At 69.2% G+C, this 21,563-nt stretch carries 25 protein-coding genes; 18 read left to right on the top strand and 7 right to left on the bottom strand.

The window, feature by feature from the left end:
• Positions 1-4: 4 nt before the first annotated feature.
• The 3 genes from ACQPYY_RS23125 to ACQPYY_RS23115 form a co-directional block, all read right to left on the bottom strand.
• The gene (locus tag ACQPYY_RS23125; RefSeq protein WP_433590957.1) at positions 5-958 is read right to left on the bottom strand and encodes a sigma-70 family RNA polymerase sigma factor; all 954 of its coding nucleotides are present in this window, start codon (positions 956-958) and stop codon (positions 5-7) included.
• A 10-nt stretch (positions 959-968) separates the two neighbouring features.
• Complete coding sequence (locus tag ACQPYY_RS23120; RefSeq protein ID WP_433590956.1) at positions 969-2,159, bottom strand: NAD(P)/FAD-dependent oxidoreductase; 1,191 nt, start codon at positions 2,157-2,159, stop codon at positions 969-971.
• A 79-nt stretch (positions 2,160-2,238) separates the two neighbouring features.
• Positions 2,239-2,706 (bottom strand): nuclear transport factor 2 family protein, encoded by a 468-nt coding sequence (locus ACQPYY_RS23115; RefSeq protein ID WP_433590955.1) that lies wholly within the window; start codon positions 2,704-2,706, stop codon positions 2,239-2,241.
• A 100-nt stretch (positions 2,707-2,806) separates the two neighbouring features.
• On the opposite strand from ACQPYY_RS23115, the gene ACQPYY_RS23110 reads away from it, so the two are divergent.
• The 6 genes from ACQPYY_RS23110 (at position 2,807) to hisI (ending at position 6,876) form a co-directional block, all read left to right on the top strand.
• The gene (locus ACQPYY_RS23110; protein WP_379106930.1) at positions 2,807-3,262 is read left to right on the top strand and encodes a MarR family winged helix-turn-helix transcriptional regulator; all 456 of its coding nucleotides are present in this window, start codon (positions 2,807-2,809) and stop codon (positions 3,260-3,262) included.
• Between the two features lie 58 nt (positions 3,263-3,320).
• Complete coding sequence (locus ACQPYY_RS23105; protein ID WP_433590954.1) at positions 3,321-4,064, top strand: SDR family oxidoreductase; 744 nt, start codon at positions 3,321-3,323, stop codon at positions 4,062-4,064.
• Between the two features lie 97 nt (positions 4,065-4,161).
• Entirely contained in the window at positions 4,162-4,893 is a 732-nt protein-coding gene (gene priA, locus ACQPYY_RS23100; RefSeq protein ID WP_357097970.1) for a bifunctional 1-(5-phosphoribosyl)-5-((5-phosphoribosylamino)methylideneamino)imidazole-4-carboxamide isomerase/phosphoribosylanthranilate isomerase PriA, read from the top strand.
• A 6-nt stretch (positions 4,894-4,899) separates the two neighbouring features.
• The gene (locus tag ACQPYY_RS23095; protein WP_379106926.1) at positions 4,900-5,718 is read left to right on the top strand and encodes an inositol monophosphatase family protein; all 819 of its coding nucleotides are present in this window, start codon (positions 4,900-4,902) and stop codon (positions 5,716-5,718) included.
• Between the two features lie 16 nt (positions 5,719-5,734).
• On the top strand, positions 5,735-6,508 hold the full coding sequence (gene hisF / locus ACQPYY_RS23090; RefSeq protein ID WP_357097965.1) for an imidazole glycerol phosphate synthase subunit HisF: 774 nt from the start codon (positions 5,735-5,737) through the stop codon (positions 6,506-6,508).
• Positions 6,505-6,876, top strand: coding sequence for a phosphoribosyl-AMP cyclohydrolase (gene hisI / locus ACQPYY_RS23085; RefSeq protein ID WP_433590953.1), 372 nt, complete (start codon positions 6,505-6,507; stop codon positions 6,874-6,876). The genes hisF and hisI overlap by 4 nt, the downstream gene beginning before the upstream one ends.
• A 3-nt stretch (positions 6,877-6,879) precedes the next feature.
• Here the strand turns inward: hisI and ACQPYY_RS23080 are convergent, their stop codons facing one another.
• The 4 genes from ACQPYY_RS23080 to ACQPYY_RS23065 form a co-directional block, all read right to left on the bottom strand.
• Positions 6,880-7,386, bottom strand: a complete 507-nt coding sequence (locus ACQPYY_RS23080; protein ID WP_379106990.1) for a MarR family winged helix-turn-helix transcriptional regulator — start codon at positions 7,384-7,386, stop codon at positions 6,880-6,882.
• Between the two features lie 181 nt (positions 7,387-7,567).
• A complete protein-coding gene (locus ACQPYY_RS23075) occupies positions 7,568-8,161 on the bottom strand; it encodes a permease (RefSeq protein ID WP_379106922.1) in 594 nt (197 codons plus the stop codon).
• Between the two features lie 83 nt (positions 8,162-8,244).
• Positions 8,245-8,700, bottom strand: coding sequence for a peroxiredoxin (locus tag ACQPYY_RS23070; protein ID WP_433590952.1), 456 nt, complete (start codon positions 8,698-8,700; stop codon positions 8,245-8,247).
• A gap of 192 nt (positions 8,701-8,892) precedes the next feature.
• Positions 8,893-9,108 carry a hypothetical protein gene (locus ACQPYY_RS23065; protein ID WP_433590951.1) on the bottom strand — a complete coding sequence of 72 codons (216 nt, stop codon included), beginning with the start codon at positions 9,106-9,108 and terminating at the stop codon, positions 8,893-8,895.
• Positions 9,109-9,348: 240 nt separating this feature from the next.
• On the opposite strand from ACQPYY_RS23065, the gene ACQPYY_RS23060 reads away from it, so the two are divergent.
• From ACQPYY_RS23060 to ACQPYY_RS23005, 12 genes are all read left to right on the top strand, one after another.
• Positions 9,349-10,902 carry an anthranilate synthase component I gene (locus ACQPYY_RS23060; protein ID WP_379106916.1) on the top strand — a complete coding sequence of 518 codons (1,554 nt, stop codon included), beginning with the start codon at positions 9,349-9,351 and terminating at the stop codon, positions 10,900-10,902.
• The gene (locus ACQPYY_RS23055) at positions 10,899-11,846 is read left to right on the top strand and encodes a TIGR02234 family membrane protein (protein WP_433590950.1); all 948 of its coding nucleotides are present in this window, start codon (positions 10,899-10,901) and stop codon (positions 11,844-11,846) included. The genes ACQPYY_RS23060 and ACQPYY_RS23055 overlap by 4 nt, the downstream gene beginning before the upstream one ends.
• 149 nt (positions 11,847-11,995) lie before the next feature.
• Positions 11,996-12,814, top strand: a complete 819-nt coding sequence (trpC, locus tag ACQPYY_RS23050; protein ID WP_213560553.1) for an indole-3-glycerol phosphate synthase TrpC — start codon at positions 11,996-11,998, stop codon at positions 12,812-12,814.
• Positions 12,815-12,822: 8 nt separating this feature from the next.
• Positions 12,823-14,109, top strand: a complete 1,287-nt coding sequence (gene trpB, locus ACQPYY_RS23045) for a tryptophan synthase subunit beta (RefSeq protein WP_379106912.1) — start codon at positions 12,823-12,825, stop codon at positions 14,107-14,109.
• On the top strand, positions 14,106-14,906 hold the full coding sequence (trpA, locus tag ACQPYY_RS23040; protein ID WP_379106910.1) for a tryptophan synthase subunit alpha: 801 nt from the start codon (positions 14,106-14,108) through the stop codon (positions 14,904-14,906). The genes trpB and trpA overlap by 4 nt, the downstream gene beginning before the upstream one ends.
• 217 nt (positions 14,907-15,123) lie before the next feature.
• Complete coding sequence (gene lgt / locus ACQPYY_RS23035; protein ID WP_433590949.1) at positions 15,124-16,323, top strand: prolipoprotein diacylglyceryl transferase; 1,200 nt, start codon at positions 15,124-15,126, stop codon at positions 16,321-16,323.
• Between the two features lie 132 nt (positions 16,324-16,455).
• On the top strand, positions 16,456-16,926 hold the full coding sequence (locus ACQPYY_RS23030; RefSeq protein WP_433590948.1) for a hypothetical protein: 471 nt from the start codon (positions 16,456-16,458) through the stop codon (positions 16,924-16,926).
• 55 nt (positions 16,927-16,981) lie between these two features.
• The gene (locus ACQPYY_RS23025) at positions 16,982-17,485 is read left to right on the top strand and encodes an NINE protein (protein ID WP_433590947.1); all 504 of its coding nucleotides are present in this window, start codon (positions 16,982-16,984) and stop codon (positions 17,483-17,485) included.
• Between the two features lie 191 nt (positions 17,486-17,676).
• Positions 17,677-18,432, top strand: a complete 756-nt coding sequence (locus ACQPYY_RS23020; protein WP_433590946.1) for a transporter substrate-binding domain-containing protein — start codon at positions 17,677-17,679, stop codon at positions 18,430-18,432.
• Positions 18,433-18,452: 20 nt separating this feature from the next.
• The gene (locus ACQPYY_RS23015) at positions 18,453-19,121 is read left to right on the top strand and encodes an amino acid ABC transporter permease (protein WP_433590945.1); all 669 of its coding nucleotides are present in this window, start codon (positions 18,453-18,455) and stop codon (positions 19,119-19,121) included.
• Between the two features lie 90 nt (positions 19,122-19,211).
• The gene (pyk, locus tag ACQPYY_RS23010) at positions 19,212-20,636 is read left to right on the top strand and encodes a pyruvate kinase (RefSeq protein ID WP_379106899.1); all 1,425 of its coding nucleotides are present in this window, start codon (positions 19,212-19,214) and stop codon (positions 20,634-20,636) included.
• Between the two features lie 40 nt (positions 20,637-20,676).
• Positions 20,677-21,561: an acyl-CoA thioesterase gene (locus tag ACQPYY_RS23005; RefSeq protein ID WP_379106988.1), complete on the top strand. Its 885-nt coding sequence runs from the start codon at positions 20,677-20,679 to the stop codon at positions 21,559-21,561.
• Positions 21,562-21,563 lie beyond the last annotated feature (2 nt).

The following is a 21,563-nucleotide window of genomic DNA, read 5'->3' as shown; positions in this document are numbered from 1 at the left end:
CGCGCTACTCGGGAGTCCGGCCCCACAGCTCTACGAGTGGTGCGTCGTGGTCGCGGCGTCGCCAGCGCTCGGTGAGGCGGTGGAGGCGGGCGGGGGCGCTGATGCCGTGCAGGGCGGCGATCTTGTCGTCGCGCAGTTCCAGGATCGTGACGCTGAGGATTCGGTCGGCGAGGGTGATGAGCATGGCGGGGCAGCCGTTGAGGACGGCGGTGTGGATGGTGGGGGAGCCATTGAACTGGCGGAGTTTGGCGGGTGTGGGGGTGAAGCCGGCTCGGACAGCGATGGCTACGCGTTCGGGGGTGAGGAAGTGGATCAGCTTCGGCGCCGAACCGCCCGCGCCGTCGGAAGTGGCGGTCGCGTCGGCGGTGAGCAGGGATACGAGGTGGTCGGTGCGGCCCGAGGTGGCGGCGTCGACGAAAGCCTGGACGATGCCGCGGGCGGCGGCGGGGTCGCCGCCGGTGTTGTCGGCGGAGACGGTGATTCGGCGGCGGGCTCGGTGGGCGTGCTGCTGACTGGCGGATTCGGTGATGGCGAGGATGTCGGCGATTTCGGCGTGGGTGTAGGAAAAGGCCTCGCGCAGAACGTAAACGGCTCGTTCGAGCGGCGTCAGGCGCTCCATCAGCAGCAGGACCGCCACGGTCACCGATTCGCGTTGTTCGGCGGTTTCGGCGGGGCCCAGCATCGGGTCGCCGTCGAGCAAGGGTTCGGGCATCCAGGCGCCGACCGCGCGTTCGCGGCGGACCCGCGCCGAGCGGAGACGGTCGAGCGCCAGGTTGGTGACGATTGTCGTCAGCCACGCCTCGGGGACCTCGATGTAGTCCCGGTCGGCCGCCTGCCACCGCAGGAACGCGTCCTGCACCGTGTCTTCGGCGTCGGCGGCCGAGCCGAGCAGACGGTAGGCGAGGGAGGCCAGCCGGTTGCGACTGGCCTCGAAACACGCCACGGTGGCGGCATCCATGAGCTTCACCCTAGGTGGCGACCACATCGACGGGGTGCGGGCGGGCCGGCGCCAAGCGGCGTGTGCGGCTTGGCATTCCGAAGGTCGGGTGGCTGATGCTCCAGCCGCTGCCCGCCACGATCACCGCCTTGACCAGCGCCGCCGGTCGGCCGCACAGGGCCCCGGGCTTGGCCTGCCCGGCACCGTCGACCAGCTGGAAGATCGCGTCCTCGCGGCCGAGACTGATGTGGTTGCCGACGTAACTCAGGGTGGTCGCCTTGACGGTGCGCCCGGTCCGGTCGCCGAGGATCGCGGCCGCCGCCTGCATGCCGGTGAATCCCGCCGACGCGCACGACATCGGCAGCGGACGACCGTTCTCGCCGATGACGAAGGCGCTGTCACCCGCGACGTACACCTCCGGGTGCGAGACCGACCGCATCTGCCGGTCGACCGTGATCTGCCCGTTGGCTTCCACCGCCAGGCCACTGTCGGCGGGGATCGGATGGACGGCGAAGCCCGCGGTCCACACGATCGCATCCGAGGCGAAGACGGTCCCGTCGTCGGCGACGGCCCGCCGCGCCTCGACCCGCGCGATGCCGGTGTGCTCGTGGATCCTGATACCGAATCGATCGAACGCGCGCAGCAGATGACGGCGGGCCTTCGGACCCAGCCAGCCGCCCAGTTCACCGCTGGTGGCCAGCTGGACCCGCAGTCCTGGACGGGCTTCGGCGATCTCGGTGGCGGTCTCGATCGCGGTCAGATTGCCACCGACCACGAGCACCGTGCCGTGCTCGCCGAGCTCGTCCAGACGGGCGCGTAGAGCCAGCGCGGACGGCCGCCCGGCGACGTCGAACGCGTGCTCCGCGGCACCCGGAACGTCGTGCACGGCGGCGGTGCTGCCGAGCGCGTAGAGCAGAGTGTCGTATTCGAGGCGGTGTGTGCCTTCGGCGTCGGCGATGGCGACGCTGCGGTGGTCGGCGTCGACACCGATCACCCGCGCCACCCGCAGCCGGATGCCGGTGCCCGCGAACACCTCCGCCAGCGGCCGGTGCGGCAGCGCATGCCCGGCCGCGAGCTGATGCAGCCGCAGGCGTTCGACGAAATCGGGTTCCGCGTTGACCACGGTGATCTCGAAGTCGCGGGAATGGAGGGTGCGGGCCAGGTATCCGGCGGTGAAGGCGCCGGCGTAGCCGGCCCCCAGGACCACGATGCGGTGCTGCATGATTTCGCTCCTGTCTGGTTCGCGTGCCCTCTGAACGAGACAGCGCGCGGATTCCTGACAGCACCGCCGGTGAGGTGGGTCACTCCCGCGTCGGGCGGGCGCCGACGGACCAGACGGGGGAGGAGGCGACGCCGGCGAACTGCCAGCCGTCGGGGGTGTGGACGGCCTCGAAGCGGTAGACCTCGCCGAGGGTGAGGCGGGGTTGGGAGCCGAGGGTGGGGTCTTGGGCGGGGCCCCAGGCGAAGACGGCGAGGAGGTTGGCGCGTACGCGGGCGGTGTCACCGTCCAGGTCGACGATGATTCCGGTGATGATGTGCTGAATGTGCTTGTCGGGGGAGTGGTTTCGGCTGGCCTGGGTGACCAGGGCGGTGCGGCCGACGGCCAGGCCGCCCGGGGTCTGGGCGGTGGCGTCGGGGGTGTAGAGCGTGGCGAGTTCGGCCCAGTCGCCCTCGTCGAGGGCGCGGCCGAGGCGGTGGACCAGCTCGGTGATCTCGAATTTGTCAGCCAGGTCCTGGATTCGGCTGGTGCTGATGTCGATCGCGTTCATGGTGAGAGTCTTTCGACGAGATTGTTGGTCGATCCAACGTTGGTGTCACCAATGTAACCGATCGTGGGTGCTCCCAACAAGTGTTGGTAGATTCGCTGTCATGGACACCGCGCCCGAAGGAGCCTCCGGCCGGTTGCGCGCCCTGCCCACCCGCCTCCTGGGCCAGGCCGCGATCATCGCCAACCGCTGCACCGAGAAGGCCCTGGAACCCACCGGTTCCCGCCGCTACCACTACGCCCTGCTCGCCACCCTCGACGAGCACGGCCCGCTCAGTCAGGCCGATGCCGGACGCCGTACCGGCATCGACCGCAGTGACGTCGTCTCCGCGGTCAACGACCTCGCCGACCGCGGGCTGGTCACCCGCACCCCCGACCCCGCCGATCGCCGCCGCAACACCCTCACTCTCACCCGTGCCGGCCGAGCCCACCTCACCGAGCTCGACGAACGTTTGGAAGCGGCGCAGCGGGAACTCCTGCCCGGGTTCACCGCCGCCGAACGCGCGAACTTCGTCCTGACCCTCAATCGCATCCTCGAATCGCACGCCGGAGGCAGCTGAACAACCGCTCGGTGGGATGGTGGAGGCCGAGGCAAACGCGACAACGGAAGGAACGGACATGAAGATTGTCGTCATCGGCGGCACCGGCCTGATCGGGTCGAATGTCGTCAACCGTTTGGGCGAGAGTGGCCACCAGGCAGTTCCGGCCTCACCGAGCAAGGGCGTCGACACGGTGACCGGTGTCGGCGTGAAAGAGGCGCTGCAGGGCGCGGACGTCGTCGTCGACGTCTCCAATTCGCCGTCGTTCGCCGACGACGACGTCATGGCGTTCTTCCGCATCTCGACCGCCAACCTGCTCGACGCCGCGCAGAGCGCGGGCGTCGGCCACTACGTCGCGTTGTCGGTGGTCGGCTCGGGCGACCTGCCGGAGTCCGGGTACCTGAAAGCGAAGGCGGCGCAGGAGGAACTGATCCGGAGTTCCGGCCTCCCGTACACGATCGTGCGCGCCACGCAATTCTTCGAATTCGCCGGTGGCATAGCCGATTCCGCCACCGTCGACGGCGTGGTGCGGCTGTCCGACGGCGGCGTCCAGCCGATGGCCGCCGACGATGTCGCCGCCGCGACCGCGCGGGCCGCGCTGGACTCGCCTCGCCATGGCGCGCTCGAGGTCGGCGGACCCGAGAAATTCGGCCTCGACCAGTGGATTCGCACCGTGCTGACCGCCCGATCCGACCCCCGCGAGGTGGTCACCGACCCGCAGGCCCGATACTTCGGCACCCTCCTGGGTCCCGACAGCCTGGTGCCGGGCCCCGGCGCGGAACTCGCCCCGACCCGGCTCGCGGACTGGCTCGCCCGGCGGTGAAATCGCGACGGAGGGCCGCCGAGCGTGGTGGCCGCCCCGCCGCGACTCGGTTCACCCTGCGAACGGTGTGACACCGGGCAACCACTAGGCTTACCCCGTGAGTCTTGTGCTGCTACCTGCCGTCGATGTCGCCAATGGTGAAGCTGTGCGCCTGGTTCAAGGGGAGGCGGGCAGCGAAACCAGTTATGGTTCGCCGCGCGACGCCGCTCTGGCCTGGCAGCAGGCGGGGGCGGAGTGGGTGCATCTTGTCGACCTCGATGCCGCGTTCGGCAAGGGTTCCAATCGCGACATCATCGCCGGGGTCATCGGCGAACTCGACGTGAAGGTCGAGCTGTCCGGCGGCATCCGTGACGACGAGTCGCTGAAGGCGGCGCTGGCCACCGGCTGCGCGCGCGTCAATATCGGCACCGCGGCCATCGAGAACCCGGAGTGGTGCGCCCGCGCCATCGGCGAGTACGGCGACAAGGTCGCCGTCGGCCTGGACGTGAAGCTCATCGACGGCGAGTGGCGGCTGCGTGGCCGCGGCTGGGTCACCGACGGCGGCGACCTGTGGGAGGTGCTCGAGCGGCTCGAACGCGACGGCTGCTCGCGTTACGTGGTCACCGACGTGTCCAAGGACGGCACCCTGACCGGGCCGAACCTGGATCTGCTCAGCCAGGTCGCGAACGCGGCCGAGGCGCCGGTCATCGCGTCGGGCGGCATCTCGGTGCTCGAGGACCTGACCGCCATCGCCACCCTGGTGGACGAGGGCGTCGAGGGCGCGATCATCGGTAAGGCCCTGTACGCGGGCCGGTTCACCTTGCCCGAAGCCCTGGCCGCGGTTCGATAACCCCCGATGGCCGCCGAACTCGCCGAACTGCTCGGCATCGCCTGCGCGGTGCTCGACTCCGCCGCACCGCGTTTCGTCGAGGGCATCGGGGCGCCGAGCGCGGTCGAGAAGGGGCGCAACGACTTCGCCACCGAACTCGACCTGGAACTCGAGCGCACCATCTCGCAGCGTCTGGCCGAACGCACCGGAATCCCGGTGCACGGCGAGGAATTCGGCGGCCCGCAGCTGACCTCCGGCACCGCGTGGGTGCTCGACCCGATCGACGGCACCTTCAACTACTCGGCGGGCAGCCCGATGTGCGGGATGCTGCTGTCGCTGGTGCGTGACGGCGTCCCCGTCATCGGCCTGACCTGGCTGCCGATCCTGGGCCAGCGCTACGCGGCCGTCGACGGCGGGCCGCTGCTGCTCAACGGCACCCCGCTGCCGCGGCTGGCCCCGGCCAAACTGGCCACCGCCATGATCGGGTTCGGCAGCTTCAATATCGATGGGGCGGGCCGGATTCCGGGCATCTTCCGCTTCAACCTGCTGGGCGCGCTGTCGCGGCTGTCGGGACGGCAGCGCATGTACGGCTCCACCGGCATCGACCTGGCCTACACCGCGTCCGGAATTCTGGGCGGGGCCGTGGTGTTCGGACATCACCCGTGGGACAACGCCGCGGGCGTGGTGCTGGTCCGGGCCGCGGGCGGGGTCGTCACCGATCTGCTGGGCGCGGACTGGACCATCGAATCCGGTTCGGTGCTGGCCGCCGCGCCCGGCGTGCACGAGGAACTACTGGAACTGATCGCCGACACCGCCGATCGGGTCCGAGGAGAGGCAGAACAATGACATTCGAGGCAGAGAAATGACACTCGCGGTACGCGTGATCCCGTGCCTGGACGTCGACGCCGGGCGCGTGGTCAAGGGCGTCAACTTCGAGAACCTCAGGGACGCGGGCGATCCCGTGGAGCTCGCCGCCACCTACGACGCCCAGGGCGCGGACGAGCTGACCTTCCTCGACGTCACCGCCTCCACCGGCGACCGCGGCACCATGATCGACGTGGTCACCCGCACCGCCGAGCAGATCTTCATCCCGCTCACCGTCGGCGGCGGCGTGCGCACCGTCGAGGACGTGGACCGGCTGCTGCGCGCGGGCGCGGACAAGGTGTCGGTGAACACCGCCGCCATCGCCCGCCCCGAGGTGCTGCGCGAGATGTCGGAGCGGTTCGGCTCGCAGTGCATCGTGCTGTCGGTCGACGCCCGCACCGTGCCCGCGGGCCAGGACCCCACCCCGTCCGGCTGGGAGGTCACCACCCACGGCGGCAAGCGCGGCACCGGCATCGACGCCGTGGAATGGGCCGTGCGCGGCGCCGAACTGGGCGTCGGGGAGATCCTGCTGAACTCGATGGACGCCGACGGCACCAAGGCCGGTTTCGACCTGACCATGATCCGCGCGGTGCGCGCCGCGGTGTCGGTGCCGGTCATCGCCTCCGGCGGTGCGGGCAAGGTCGCCGACTTCGCCCCGGCCGTGCAGGCGGGTGCGGACGCGGTGCTGGCCGCCAGCGTCTTCCACTTCGGCGATCTCACCATCGGCGAGGTCAAGGACGCCATGCGCACGGAAGGAATCACGGTTCGATGAGCGGCCTGGATCCCGCGATCGCCGCGCGCCTCAAGCGCAATGCCGACGGCCTGTTCGCTGCCATCGCCCAGGAGAAGAGCACGGGCGACGTGCTCATGATGGCGTGGATGGACGACGAGGCGCTGGCCCGCACCCTCGACACCCGCAAGGGCACCTACTACTCGCGCTCGCGGCAGCAGTACTGGGTCAAGGGCGAGACCTCCGGCCACACCCAGTACGTGCACGAGGTGCGGCTGGACTGCGACGGCGACACCGTGCTGCTCCTGGTCGACCAGGAGGGCGCGGCCTGCCACACGGGCACCCACACCTGCTTCGACACCGACGTACTGCTGTCGCAGGGCGATCGGCTGCTGTCCGACGAGGGCTGAGCCTCAGTCGGATTCGGCGGGATCCAGAGCCAGATACGAGCTGGGCCGCCCCGAGCGGCCGAGCCCGCGGGTCATGCCCTTGTCGAGCTGCGCCACCAGGGTTTCCCCGAGTGTCAGCAGCTGTTCGGTCTGATCGGCGTCGAGGCCGTCGAACACCAGGCCGCGCACGCACTCCAGATAGCCGGGTCCGGCGTCGCTGACCTTGCGATATCCCGCGTCGGTGAGCACGGCCTGGGCCCCGCGACGGCCGGTCAGCGCCACGCGTTGCGCCCAGCCGAGCCGCTCGAGTTTGGACACCACGTGCGAGAGCCGTGATAGCGATGCGTTTGCCTTTTGCGCGAGGTCGCTGAGTTGCAAGCGGTGATCGGGTTCTTCGGAGAGCAAGGCCATCACGAAGTATTCGAAATGGGTAATCCCGGACTCGCGTTGCAGCTGGGTATCCAAAGCGGCGGGCAGTCGGGTGGTGAGCGCGATCAAGGTTCGCCAAGCTCGCAGTTCTTGGGGATTCATCGACTTGGTCACCGTGCGCGCCCTCTCGTACCAGCCGAGTGACGGTTGGTCCCCGACCGTTCGAGAGCCCGTGTCGCGGCATCGAACAAGTCACTCGCACGTCAAAGTTTGCCACGACTTCGCTCGTCAGTCACGGTGTTGCTGAATGACGTGACATCGATCACGCGTGTTGCGCGCGGAATTAGTTCGTGCCGACTTCGGGAGGATTTGCCGGAGTTTCCGGCGACACGCTCGGCTTTTCCGGTTCGTTTCGCTGCTTGTCGGCGCGGTGGCGGCGGAATCGCCTGCGCAGCAAGAGAAATGCGACCAGCAAGAACAGCACGGCGGCGATGATCGCGCCCGCCAAACAGGCGCCGCGGAATCCCGGGGCGTCGACGTCGAGAATGCGTTCCCCGGCGTGCGCGGCATTGGAGTTTCCCCACACGATGGTCAGCGTCATCAAATTCGGGACGGCGAGGACCAGCGCCAGCACGGCGGCCCCGCCCGCGACGAACTTTCCGGCCCGTTTACGCCAGGACAGGCCCGCCGCCAGGAACAGGAAAAGTGGCACCGCCGTGCATATCAGGCCCATCAACAGGCCGTACCAGATGCCCTTGGCGAAACTCGAACCGACCATTTCCCCCAGGCGCTGCGCCCACCACCGCGGAATGAACGCGGCCAGGATCAGATAGGACAACCACAACACCGCCAGGGTCACGACCGCGGCAATGATGCGATTGCGCCACGTGACGAAGGTTGAAGACTTTCGCTCCTGCTCGGTGCCGGCCGTAGTCATGCGCTCAGCGTATGTCCGAATTGTCGGCGGGCGAAGCACCGACGCGACGGGGCGCGCGGCCGGCGCCGAGCGGGAGCTGTTCCTCAGCGTTCGCGCAGGAACTTCAGGGCCTCGTCGGCGTGCACGTTGGCGCGCATCTCGCTGTTGATCACCTTGGCCACGGTCCGATCCGGGTCGATCACGAAGGTGGTCCGCTTGACCGGCACGATCGCGCCGAGCAGGCCGCGCTTCACGCCGAACTCCGCGGCGACCTTCGCGCCCGGGTCCGAGAGCACCGGATAGCCCAGACCCTGCTTCTCGGCGAATCCCGACTGCACCTCGACCGAATCCGCGCTGATGCCCACGCAGCTTGCCCCGGCGGCCTTGAATTCCGTTGCCAGATCCCGGAAGTGGCACGCCTCGGCGGTGCACACCGGCGTGTTCGCCGCGGGATAGAAGAACAGCACCACCGGGCCGTCCGCGAGGAGCGACTCGAGCGAACGCGGGGTGCCGGACTGATCCGATAGTTCGAAATTGGGTGCGAGCTGACCGACCTTCATGCTCGTACCCTACCCCCAATTCATCGTGCACGAGCTATCCGGGGGCGCGGTCACCGTCCGGCTGGAATCCCTTGCCGGGCACGGGGCTTGGCGGGTGCTCACCGCCGGCCTGTCGGCAACGTCCCTGCCTGGGGGTCCGGGGGTCGGCCCCCGGAGCCCCAACCACCCCCGACACGCGGTGTCGGTGCGGCGTCACGCCCCGATCAGGGCGGCGACCTCCGGGTTCTTGATGTTCATCACGTCGAGGATGCCGTGGGCGCGCAGGAACGGCTTCAGTTCCTTGATGCGGTCGGTGTGCTCGGCGTACTCATCGGGGAAGTTGCCCGGATCCAGCGACTCCAGCGCCTTCACGTACGTGACGAACGAGGAGATGGCGGAGTACTTACCGCCGGGGTTCATATGCATCATCCGAGGCGGCTGGCCGGGCATCACGCCCGGGGCCATCTGCGGAGCTGCGTGCCGTGGACCCTCCGGAGCCACCGGTTGCGAGGGGTACATCTGTGTTGATCTCCTCTCGAAAATGGGGGATACCGCGTGCTACCGCCGCGAGCGTAGTGAGACCGCTTCAGGTATTCGCCGCAGCGGCCCGGTCGGCTGGGCGGGGAGAGCGATTTAGATCCCGCCCGGTGGGCCTGGAATGATGGGGCAATGCACGGCGCCCATGGTTTGCCAATCGACACCACCACCTCCCGGGAGCAGTTCCGGTCGCTCGCGGCCGATCACCGCGTGGTCCCGGTGATCCGAAAGGTGCTGGCGGACTCCGAGACTCCGCTGTCCGCCTACCGCAAACTGGCCGCTGACCGGCCCGGCACCTTCCTGCTGGAGTCGGCGGAGAACGGCCGCTCGTGGTCGCGATGGTCGTTCATCGGCGCGGGCAGTCCCAGTGCGCTCACCGTGGTCGACGACCAGGCCGCCTGGCTCGGGCAGACCCCGGCCGACGCGCCGGTCGGCGGCGACCCGCTGGAAGCGCTGCGCGAGTCGCTGCGGGTGTTGCGCACCGAGCGACTGCCCGGCCTGCCGCCGCTGACCGGCGGCCTGGTCGGCTACCTCGGCTACGACACCGTGCGCCGGCTCGAGCGGCTGCCCAGCCTGGCCACCGACGACCTCCAGGTCCCCGAGATGGTCCTGATGCTGGCCACCGACCTGGCCGCCTTCGATCACCACGAGGGCGCGATCACCCTGATCGCCAACGCGGTGAACTGGAACGGCACCGATGAGCGCGTCGACGAGGCCTACGACGACGCGGTCGCCCGCCTGGACCGGATGACCGAGGCCCTGGCCGTGCCCGCCGAGTCGACGGTCTCGGTCTTCGACCGGCCCGAGCCCGACTACCGCCGCCAGCGCACCTCCGAGGAGTTCGGCGCGGGCGTGCGCCGCCTGGTCAAGGAGATCGAGGCGGGCGAGGCGTTCCAGGTGGTCCTCTCGCAGCGCTTCGAGATGGACTACCACGGCACCCCGCTGGACCTCTACCGCATGCTGCGCGCCTCCAACCCGAGCCCGTACATGTACCTCATGCACATCCCGGATGGCTCCGGCGGCACCGCGTTCTCCATCGTCGGCTCCAGCCCCGAATCGCTGGTCACGGTGAAGGACGGCGTCGCCACGACGCACCCGATCGCGGGCACCCGCTGGCGCGGGGCCACCGAGGAGGACGATCTCCTGCTGGAGAAGGGCCTGCTCGAGGACGCGAAGGAGAACGCCGAGCACCTCATGCTCGTCGACCTGGGCCGCAACGATCTGGGCCGGGTCTGCGAGCCGGGCACCGTGCGGGTCACCGAGTACCGGCACGTCGAGCGGTACTCGCACGTCATGCACCTGGTGTCCACGGTGTCGGGCCGGTTGCGGGCGGGCAAGGTCGCGCTCGACGCGGTCCAGGCCTGCTTCCCGGCCGGAACGCTCTCCGGCGCGCCCAAGGTCCGGGCCATGGAGTTGATCGAGGAACTCGAGCCCACCCGCCGCGGCGTGTACGCGGGCGTGGTCGGCTACCTCGACTTCGCCGGTGACGCCGACACCGCGATCGCCATCCGCACCGCACTGCTCAAGGGCGGCACCGCTTACGTGCAGGCCGGCGCGGGCATCGTCGCCGACTCCGACGCCGAGTACGAGGACGTCGAATCGCGCAACAAGGCCATGGCGGTGCTCAAGGCCGTCGCCGCCGCGGAGACGGTCCGCGCCTACCGGCCGAACGGCGCCGGGCAATGACCGAGCCCGACCCCGATCGGCCGTCGAAAACCCCTGCCGTGCCATCGGGAGACGACGCGGTCGCCGGGAAACCGGTTGCGCCACAAGCTGATCAACGGTCCGGCGGGGCGGGTGCGGCAGACCGGGCGGAGGCCGCCGCGGACGCCGCGCGGGCGGTGGCCGATGCGCGAGCGGCCGAAGCGGACGCGCGGGAAGCCGAGGCCGATGCCCACGCCGCGGTCGCCGAGGGCGCGCGTCAGCGGCCCCGGCCGTTCGCGGCCGTCGCCCTGCTGGCGATAGCCGCCGCCCTGCTGTGGGCGGCTTCGCGGATGACGTGGGTGACCCTCGAGGTGACCAGCGAGCTCGGCCCGCCGCGCACCGCCCACCTCAACGGCAGCACCTGGTTCGGCGCGCTGACCCCGCTGGCCCTGGTCCTGCTGGCCACCATCGCGGCCGTGTTCGCCACCCACGGCTGGTGGCGGCGCGGCGTGGGTGTGGTGGTGGCGGTGCTCGCCGCGGTGGCCGCGGTGCCCGCCTACGCCCTGCTGATCCATCAGGGCAGGACCGGTGACCGGGCCGCCCGGCTGGCCGAGCTGCGGGGCTGGGAGCACCCCGGAACCGTCACCACCGCGTCGCTGCCCGCCGTGCTGACGCTGGTCGGGGCGGTGGCCGCGTTCGTGGCCGGGCTGCTGCTGGTGCGCATGCCCCGCGAGACGGCCCGCATGTCGGGCAAGTACGACAGCCCGGCCGTGCGGAAGTCCGCGGCGGCCGAACAGGTTGCCCAGCGTCACGCCGACCGGGGACCCGCGGAATCCGGGTCACAGCCGCCGTCCACGGAGCAGTTGTCGGGCCGCGTGCTGTGGGACGCGCTCGACGAGGGCCTGGATCCGACCGCCGACGACGCCGATCACTCTGCCGCGCAGGATGATCCGGGTTCCGGGGGTGCGCGCGGGGAACGCCACTGAGCTGGGCCGGACAGCGGCAGCGTCGCCGCTTCCAGCCCCGCCGTCAAGACCGGGAACATAGCCATTTACTCTTTATCAGCAGCGGTGAGACAGCGCCTGGGGGGATTCTCAGGCAGCAAGTCCGTCTCCCCAGAAAGGATTCGAGCCAGATGACGGTACTCGACTCGATTCTCGACGGGGTCCGTGCGGACGTGGCCGCGCGGGAAGCCCTTCTGGATTTCCAGGCCGTGAAAGCGGCCGCCGCGGCGGCGCGGTCCCCGCGTGACGCCAAGGCCGCCCTGCACGCCGAGGGCATCGGCGTCATCGCCGAGGTGAAGCGGGCCAGCCCCTCCAAAGGCGCGCTCGCCGACATCCCCAACCCCGCCGACCTGGCCCGCGCCTACGAGGACGGCGGCGCCCGCATCATCAGCGTGCTCACCGAGCAGCGCCGCTTCGGCGGTTCGCTGGCCGACCTGGACGCGGTCCGCGCCGCGGTCGACATCCCGGTCCTGCGCAAGGACTTCATCGTCGGCCCGTACCAGATCCACGAGGCCCGCGCGCACGGCGCGGACGTGATCCTGCTGATCGTGGCCGCGCTGGAGCAGGACGTGCTGTCCGCGCTCATCGACCGCACCGAATCGCTGGGCATGACCGCGCTGGTCGAGGTGCACACCGAGGAAGAGGCCGACCGGGCGCTCGAGGCCGGGGCCAGCGTGATCGGCGTGAACGCCCGCAATCTGAAGACCCTCGAGGTGGACCGGGATGTGTTCGCGCGCATCGCGCCCGGTCTGCCCAGCGAAGTGATCCGCGTGGCCGAGTCCGGCATTCGCGGCACCGCCGACCTGCTGGCCTACGCCGGGGCGGGCGCGGACGCCGTGCTCGTCGGCGAGGGCCTGGTGACCAGCGGCGACCCGCGCGCCGCGGTGGCCGAGCTGGTGACCGCCGGAACCCACCCGTCCTGCCCGAAACCGGTTCGCCGGGGACGGTGAAAGAAGCGATGACTCAGACCGAAAAGCTGTCCGGCAAGAACACTCTCGGCCTGCCTCAGGCCAGCGACGGTGTCGCGCACAAGAGTCACGAACCCGACGTGGGCGGCCACTTCGGCGTGTACGGCGGCCGCCACGTGCCCGAGGCGCTGATGGCCGTGATCGAAGAGGTCACCGCCGAATACGACAAGTGCCGGGTGGACCCGAACTTCCTCGACGAGCTGGACCGGCTGCAGCGCGACTACACCGGGCGGCCCTCGCCGGTGTTCGAGTGCAAGAACCTGGCCCAGCACGCGGGCGGCGCGCGCATCTTCCTGAAGCGGGAAGACCTGAACCACACCGGTTCTCACAAAATCAACAACGTGCTCGGTCAGGTGCTGCTGGCCAAGCGCATGAACAAGACCCGCGTCATCGCCGAGACCGGCGCGGGCCAGCACGGCGTCGCCACCGCCACGGCGTGCGCGCTGCTGGGCATCGAGTGCGTCATCTACATGGGCGCGGTCGACACCGTGCGCCAGCAGCTGAACGTGGCCCGCATGCGCCTGCTCGGCGCCGAAGTCATCAGTGTGACAACGGGTTCGCAGACGCTGAAGGACGCCATCAACGAGGCGCTGCGCGACTGGGTCACCAATGCCGAGCAGACCTACTACTGCTTCGGCACCGCCGCGGGCCCGCACCCGTTCCCGCTCATGGTGCGCGACTTCCAGCGCATCATCGGCATCGAGACGCGCCAGCAGATCCAGGCCCACACCGGCCGGCTGCCCGACGCGGTAACCGCCTGTGTCGGTGGCGGTTCCAACGCGATCGGCATCTTCCACGCCTTCATCGACGATCCGGGCGTGCGCCTGATCGGCTACGAGGCCGCCGGCGACGGTGTCGAAACCGGCCGTCACGCCGCCACTTTCACCGGTGGCACCCCCGGCGCGTTCCAGGGCGCGTACTCGTACCTGCTCCAGGACGAGGACGGGCAGACCATCGACTCGCACTCCATCTCCGCGGGTCTGGACTACCCGGGCGTCGGCCCGGAGCACGCCTACCTCAAGGACACCGGGCGCGCCGAGTACTACCCGATTACCGATACCGAGGCCATGGACGCGCTCATGCTGCTGTCCCGCGCCGAGGGCATCATCCCGGCCATCGAGTCGGCACACGCGGTCGCGGGTGCGATCAAGCTGGGGCAGGAGCTGGGCCCGGAGAAGGTCATCGTCGTGAACCTGTCCGGCCGCGGCGACAAGGACATGGACACCGCCGCCCAGTGGTTCGGGCTGTTCGACAAGCCCGAGGGGGACGACAAGTGAGCCAGCAGTCCCGTCTCGCCAACACCTTCGCGGCCTGCCGTGAGGAGAACCGCGCCGCGCTCATCGGCTACCTGCCCGCGGGCTACCCCGATGTGCAGGGCTCGATCGACGCGTGCAAGGCGATGGTCGAATCCGGTTGCGACATCATCGAAGTCGGCGTGGCCTACTCCGATCCGGTGATGGACGGCCCCACCATCCAGCGCGCCGCCGAGCAGGCCCTGGCCGGTGGCGTGCGGGTGCGCGACGTGTTCAAGGTCGTGGAGGCCATCTCCCAGGCGGGCGGCAAGGCCGTCGTCATGACCTACTGGAATCCGGTGCTGAAGTACGGCGTGGACAGCTTCTCCCGCGATCTCGCGGCGGCGGGCGGTCTGGGCCTGATCACCCCCAACCTGATTCCGGAGGAGGCCGACGACTGGTTCGTGGCGTCCTCCACCCACAACCTGGACCGCATCTTCCTGGTCGCGCCGTCCTCCACCGAGGAGCGGCTCGTCAAGACCCTCGAGGCCTCGAAGGGCTTCGTGTACGCGGCCTCCACCATGGGCGTCACCGGCGCGCGTGACGCGGTGTCGTCCATGGCTCCGGCCCTGTGCGCCCGCATCCGCGCCCACTCCGACATCCCGATCGGCGTCGGCCTGGGTGTGCGCAGCGGCGCGCAGGCCGCCGAGATCGCCTCCTACGCCGACGGCGTCATCGTGGGCTCGGCCCTGGTGTCGGCGGCGGCGCAGGGCCTGGACGCGATCCGGGCGCTCACCGAGGAGCTGGCGCAGGGCGTCCGCTCGGCGGCGGTCGCTTCCTAGCCGAAGGACCTTTTCGAGAGGTGTGTACCGAATTCGGTATACACCTTTCTTTTTGGCCGCGGATCACTCGGTGGTTCGCGGCCCGTCTCGTTCTGGACTGAGTGGAGCGGAGGAGCGAAGCGGGGGAGCGGAGGGAGGGAAGAACGAGACCTCCAGGGCCGCGAACCCGCCCGGAGCGAAGCGGAGGGCAGATCAAACACTGCTACGGTGGGGACTCGTGACCATACGAGCCCTTGCCGAGAGCACCGGCGCCGATGTCCTGGCCTACATTCCCAGCCCGCCTCGCGGCGTGTGGTACCTCGGGCCGTTCCCGCTGCGCGCCTACGCGATCTGCATCATCATCGGCATCGTCGCGGCCATCTGGCTGGGGGAGAAGCGGTGGGTGGCCCGCGGCGGCGAGTCCGGCGCGGTGCTCGACATCGCCATGTTCGCGGTGCCGCTGGGCCTGATCGGCGGTCGGCTCTACCACGTGGCCACCGACTGGGAGAAGTACTTCGGCCCGCATCGCAAGGCCGATGCCCACTGGTGGGCGATCTGGCAGGGCGGGCTCGGCATCTGGGGTGCGGTGCTGCTGGGCGCGTTCGGCGCCTGGATCGGCTGCCGCCACTATCGGATCCCCTTGCCCGCCTTCGGTGACGCCATCGCGCCGGGCGTGCTGCTGGCGCAGGCCATCGGACGCCTGGGCAACTATTTCAACCAGGAGCTCTTCGGCCGCGAGACCACCCTCCCGTGGGGCCTGGAGATCTTCGACCGCTTCGACGCCAACGGCGGCTCCGACCCGATGAACGGCGTCTCCAACGGCGTGGTGGTGCACGTCGTGCAGCCGACCTTCCTCTACGAGCTGCTGTGGAACCTGCTCGGCGTCGCGATCCTGCTGTACGTGGACCGCAGGTTCCGCATCGGCCACGGCCGGCTGTTCGCCCTGTACGTGGCCATCTACTGCTTCGGCCGGTTCTTCGTGGAACTGCTGCGCGACGACGAGGCCACCCACATCGCGGGCCTGCGCGTGAACACCTTCACCTCGGCGATCGTCTTCGTCTGCGCCGTGGCCTATTTCCTGCTCGCCACCAAGGGCCGGGAGACTCCCGCGCAGGTGCGGGCGGGCGCGGAACGCCCCTGGCCGTGGCAGTTCGGCGCCCTGCGCGCCTATGGAGCGGCCGGGGCCGCCGCGACCGAACCCGCGATTCCGGGCACGGATGCCGCGGCGAAGGAGCCCGCTGACGAGAAGTCCGGCGCCGACTCCACCCCAAAGACCGAATCCGCCGACCAGGCCGAATCCGAATCCGCCGGCAAGGCCGAGCCCGCCGGCGAAGCGGAGCCCGCCGACAAGGCGGAGGCCGCCGAGGAGCCGGAGAAGGTCGAGGTCGCCAAGAAGTCCGACACCGCGGACAAGGCGGACAGCAAGAGCGATTCCTGATCATGGAATCGCGCGAATCCCCTAGCGCGGCGCGGTGATTCGGGAGACAATCGGGCATCATCGACGGCCGCCGGTGCGGCCGTAGGGGGAACGGGTCGGCGGGAGGACCCGTACGCATGCCAGGAGGGGCGAGTGACCGGTCCGTATCAGCAGCAACCCGTTCCCGGTGGGCCACAGTACGGTCCACCGGGAACGGGACCGTCGGGGCAGCAGTACGGCCTCCCGGCTCCGATGCCCGCGACGGTGCCGCAACAGCCCGGGTTCCTGATCGCGATCGGCGATATCGCGGTCTCGGAGGGTCTGATCACCACCCCGTCCGGCAGTTTCCCGCTGCGCGGGGCGATCTGGACCGCGACCGATATGTCACAATCCTCGGAGCGGACCCCGCCGTACGCCATCGTGCTGGCGATCCTGTTCCTGCCCTTCTGTTTCCTCGGGTTGCTGTTCCTGCTCATCAAGCAGAAGGTGGTCGCCGGATACGTGCAGGTCACCGTGAACAGCGCGGGCCGGTTCCACTCGGCGATGATCGCGGTGCGGAACGAATCCACCTTCCCGATGGTCATGCACCAGGTGAATTACGCGCGCACACTCAGCGCCATGTAGCGGTCGATTCGCTTCGCCCGGCAACGAATCCGCGACGACGCGCGATAATTCCTGCGTGACCGACCCCTTCCAGAAACAGCCGCCGCAGGACGGCCCGCAGTACGGCGCGCCCGGCACGGGCCCGCAGTACGGACAGCCCTACGGCCAGCAGCCCTATCCGGATCCCCAGCAGTTCGCCGCGCCCGGCCAGCAATTCGGCCAGCCGGGTGACCAGTTCGGCCAGCCCCAGCAGTTCGCGCAGCCGGGTCAGCCCTATGGCCAGCAGCCCCAGCAGTTCGCCGCGCCCGGCCCGTACGGTCCCTACGGCGGGGACCCGGAGGCCCCGTTCGGCCGGGATCCGTTCGGAGTTCCGTTGTCGGACAAGAGCAAGCTGACCGCGGGCCTGCTGCAGCTGCTCGCCGGCGGTTTCGGGATCGGCCGTTTCTACCTGGGCTACACCACGATCGGCGTGCTGCAGCTGGTCACCTGTGGCGGTTGCGGTATCTGGGCGCTGATCGACGGCATCCTGATCCTCACCGGCAAGGTGCCCGATCTCCAGGGGCGTCCCCTGCGCGACTGAGCGCGACACTCCGCCCATCGGCGGCCGTCACTCTACCGGGTGGCGGCCGTTCGCACATATCATCGGGCCGGAGCCGGATCCAGGTTTCCGCGCATCGTGATGGTTGCCGTGCCGCCCGGTCGGTCCGCGGCGTACCCTTTGTCGGTTGTTTGTCGCGTGTTCACCCACACGCCCGAGGAGAGGTCCACGTCGTGCGCCACAAGCTAGCCGCCGCCCTGCTCGCCGTCGTCGCCGCAGCCGGGCTCGTCGCCTGCAGCTCGAGCAAGGACGACGCGAACACCCTGAAGGTGGGCACCGAGGGCAATTACTCTCCCTTCACGTACCAGGACAACGGCAGCCTCACCGGCTACGACGTCGACGTGATCAAGGCCGTCGGCGACAAGCTCGGCAAGAAGGTCGAGTTCACCACCGCGCCCTGGGACTCGCTGTTCGCGGCCCTGGAATCCAAGCGCGTGGACCTCATCGCCAACCAGGTGACCGTCAAACCCGAACGCGAGCAGAAGTATTCGCTCTCGCAGCCCTACACGGTCTCCGAGGGCGTCATCGTCACCAAGACGGGCAATGGCGGCGTCCACGCCCTCGCCGACCTGTCCGGCAAGACCTGCGCCCAGTCCGAGACCAGCAACTGGGCCGAGGTCGCGCGCGGCGCGGGCTGCAAGGTCGAGGCCATCCCCGGCTTCGTCGAGGCCGTGCAGCTGCTCAAGACCGGCCGCGCCGACGCCACCGTCAACGACACCCTCGCGGTGAACGCCTACGCCAAGCAGCAGGGCGCCGGCATCGTGCAGGTCGCCGGGAAGACCGGTGAGACCTCCAAGCAGGCCTTCGCCGCCCGCAAGGACTCCCAGGCCCTCACCGATCAGGTGAACAAGGCCCTCGACGAGCTGCGGGCCGACGGCACCCTGGCCAAGATCTCCGAGAAGTACTTCGGCACCGACGTCAGCAAGTAAGCGGCGCGGGGCATTTCGACATGGACGACGCCACCTGGGCGCTGATCCGGCACAACCTGTGGCCCATGCTCGAGGCCACGGTGAGCAAGACGCTGCCGCTGACCGCGATCAGTTTCGCGATCGGGCTGGTGATCGCGCTGTTCGTGGCGCTGGCGCGGATGTCGAGCGTGTGGCCGCTGTCGGCGGCCGCACGCGTGTACATCTCGATCATTCGCGGCACGCCGCTGCTGGTGCAGCTGTTCATCATCTTCTTCGGCCTGCCCGCGTTCGACATCGTGCTCGAGCCGTTCCCGGCGGCGATCATCGCGTTCAGCCTCAATGTGGGCGGGTACGCGGCGGAGATCATTCGGGCCGCGATCCTTTCGGTCGCCCACGGACAGTGGGAGGCGTCGTACTCGGTCGGCATGCGCTATGCCCAGGCGCTGCGGCTGGTGATCCTGCCCCAGGCCTCCCGCATCGCGGTGCCCCCGCTGTCCAACACCTTGATCTCACTGGTGAAGGACACCTCGCTGGCGTCGACCATCCTGGTCACCGAATTGCTGCGCACCGCCCAGATGGCCGCCGCGCCCACCTTCGATTTTTTCGCCCTCTACGGCGTGGCCGCCATCTATTACTGGGTTGTCTGCCTCATCCTGGGATTCTTCCAAACCCACTTGGAGACCCGTTTGGCCAGGCACGTCGCACGGTGACCAGGCAGTAGCTGAACGGGTGCTTACGAGAACCGTATATGTGTGTGCCGGGGTCGGCATGAGCCTTACCACAGGTCTAGGGTTGAACGCGTGATGCGACGAACGAAGATTGTGTGCACCCTCGGACCCGCAGTGTCATCCGAGGACCGGATTCGTGAGCTCGTCGAAAGTGGCATGGACGTTGCGCGCCTGAACTTCAGCCACGGCGAGCACTCCGATCATGCCGAGAACTACAAGAAGGTGCGTGCGGCCAGCGATACCGCCGGTCGCGCGGTCGGCATCCTCGCCGACCTGCAGGGCCCCAAGATCCGGCTGGGCCGGTTCGAGGGCGACGGCAAAACGGTGTGGAACACCGGCGAGGAAGTCCGGATCACCGTCGACGACATGATCGGCAACCACGACCGGGTCTCCACCACCTACAAGCACCTGGCCAAGGACGCCAAGCCCGGCGACCGACTGCTCGTGGACGACGGCAAGGTCGGTCTGACCGTGCTGCGCGTCGAGGACAACGACGTGGTCTGCAAGGTCACCGAGGGCGGCCCCGTCTCCAACAACAAGGGCGTCTCGCTGCCCGGCATGGACGTGTCCGTGCCCGCGCTGTCCGAAAAGGACATCGACGACCTGGAATTCGCCCTGAAGCTGGGCGTGGACTTCATCGCGCTGTCCTTCGTGCGCTCGCCCTCCGATGTGGAGCTGGTGCACGACATCATGGACCGGGTGGGCCGCCGCGTGCCGGTCATCGGCAAGCTCGAAAAGCCCGAGGCCATCGACAATCTGGAGGCCATCGTGCTGGCCTTCGACGCCATCATGGTCGCCCGCGGCGACCTCGGCGTCGAGCTGCCGCTCGAGCAGGTGCCGCTGGTGCAGAAGCGTGCCGTGCAGATGGCGCGTGAGAACGCCAAGCCGGTCATCGTGGCCACCCAGATGCTGGAATCCATGATCACCAACTCGCGCCCGACCCGCGCCGAGGCCTCCGACGTGGCCAACGCGGTGCTCGACGGCGCGGACGCGGTCATGCTCTCGGGCGAGACCTCGGTCGGTGACTACCCGATCGAGGCCGTGCGCACCATGGCCCGCATCGTGCACGCGGTGGAGTCCGAGTCCTCGACCCGGGTTCCGCCGCTGACCCACGTGCCGCGGACCAAGCGCGGTGTCATCTCCTACGCCGCCCGCGACATCGGCGAGCGCCTCAATGCCAAAGCGCTGGTGGCGTTCACGCAGTCCGGTGACACGGTGCGCCGTCTGGCTCGCCTGCACACTCCGCTGCCGCTGCTGGCCTTCACCCCGCAGTCCGCGATTCGCAGTCAGCTGGCCTTGACGTGGGGCGTGGAAACGTTCATCGTTCCTCCGGTGGGCACGACCGACGAGATGATCCACCAGGTCGACAACGCGCTGTTGTCGATCGGGCGGTACAGCAAGGGTGATCTCGTGGTCATCGTGGCCGGCTCCCCGCCGGGTACTGTCGGGTCCACCAACCTGATCCACGTGCATCGCATCGGCGAGGAGGACCACTAATTTGAGTGCGTCGCTGGACGAGACGTCCACGGACGTCGTCGTGGACCCCGAGGGGGCCGGGCTGTCGGATGATCTGCGGGTGCTGCTGCGTCTGCTGGATCTCGAGGAGAACGGCCCCGACATCTTCCTCGGACATCACCCCGAGAAGGTGTGGAGCCGCACGTTCGGCGGCCAGCTGGTCGCCCAGGCGATCATCGCCGCGGGCCGAACCGTGGGACCGGAACGGCCGATCCACGCGGTGAACGCGCACTTCGTGCGTGGCGGCGACCCGAAGCAGCCGATCGAGTACCACGTCGATCGGCATCGCGACGGCCGCTCCATCGCCAACCGCACGGTGACCGCGTACCAGGACGGGCAGGAGCTGTTCGTCATGCTCGCGGCCTTCCAGGACTGGGGCAAGGGGCTCGAGCACGGCACGCCCCTGCCCGAGGTGCCGGGGCCGGAAGGCCTTCCGCGCGTGGAGGAGTCGTTCGCGGGCATGGAGGACAAGCTCCAGATGTTCGTGGACGCACCGCATCCCATCGAGATGCGCTACACCAACGATCCGGCGTGGGTCCTCAAGGGCAAGGGCGAGAGCCTCGGCCACAACCGGGTCTGGATGCGCACCGACGGCGCGCTGCCCGACGATCCGCTGATTCACGTTGCGGCGCTGGCGTATTCGTCCGACACCACGGTGCTGGACTCGATCATCACCACGCACGGCCTGTCGTGGGGCTGGGACCGCATCATCGCGGCGACGGTGAACCACTCCATCTGGTTCCACCGGCCCTTCCGCTTCGACGACTGGTCGCTCTACGCGACCGAGTCGCCGGTTGCGGCGGGCTCGCGCGGCCTGGCCCGCGGGCACTTCTACGCCCGCAACGGCGACCTGCTGGCGACGACCGTCCAGGAAGGCGTGATCCGCCACTTCCCGGCACGTCGCTGAGA

The sequence above is a fragment of the Nocardia sp. CA-145437 genome (assembly GCF_050956485.1).
Lineage (GTDB): Bacteria > Actinomycetota > Actinomycetes > Mycobacteriales > Mycobacteriaceae > Nocardia.
Note: the sequence above shows the minus strand (reverse complement) of the source record. Positions and strands in the feature narration are given on the sequence as shown.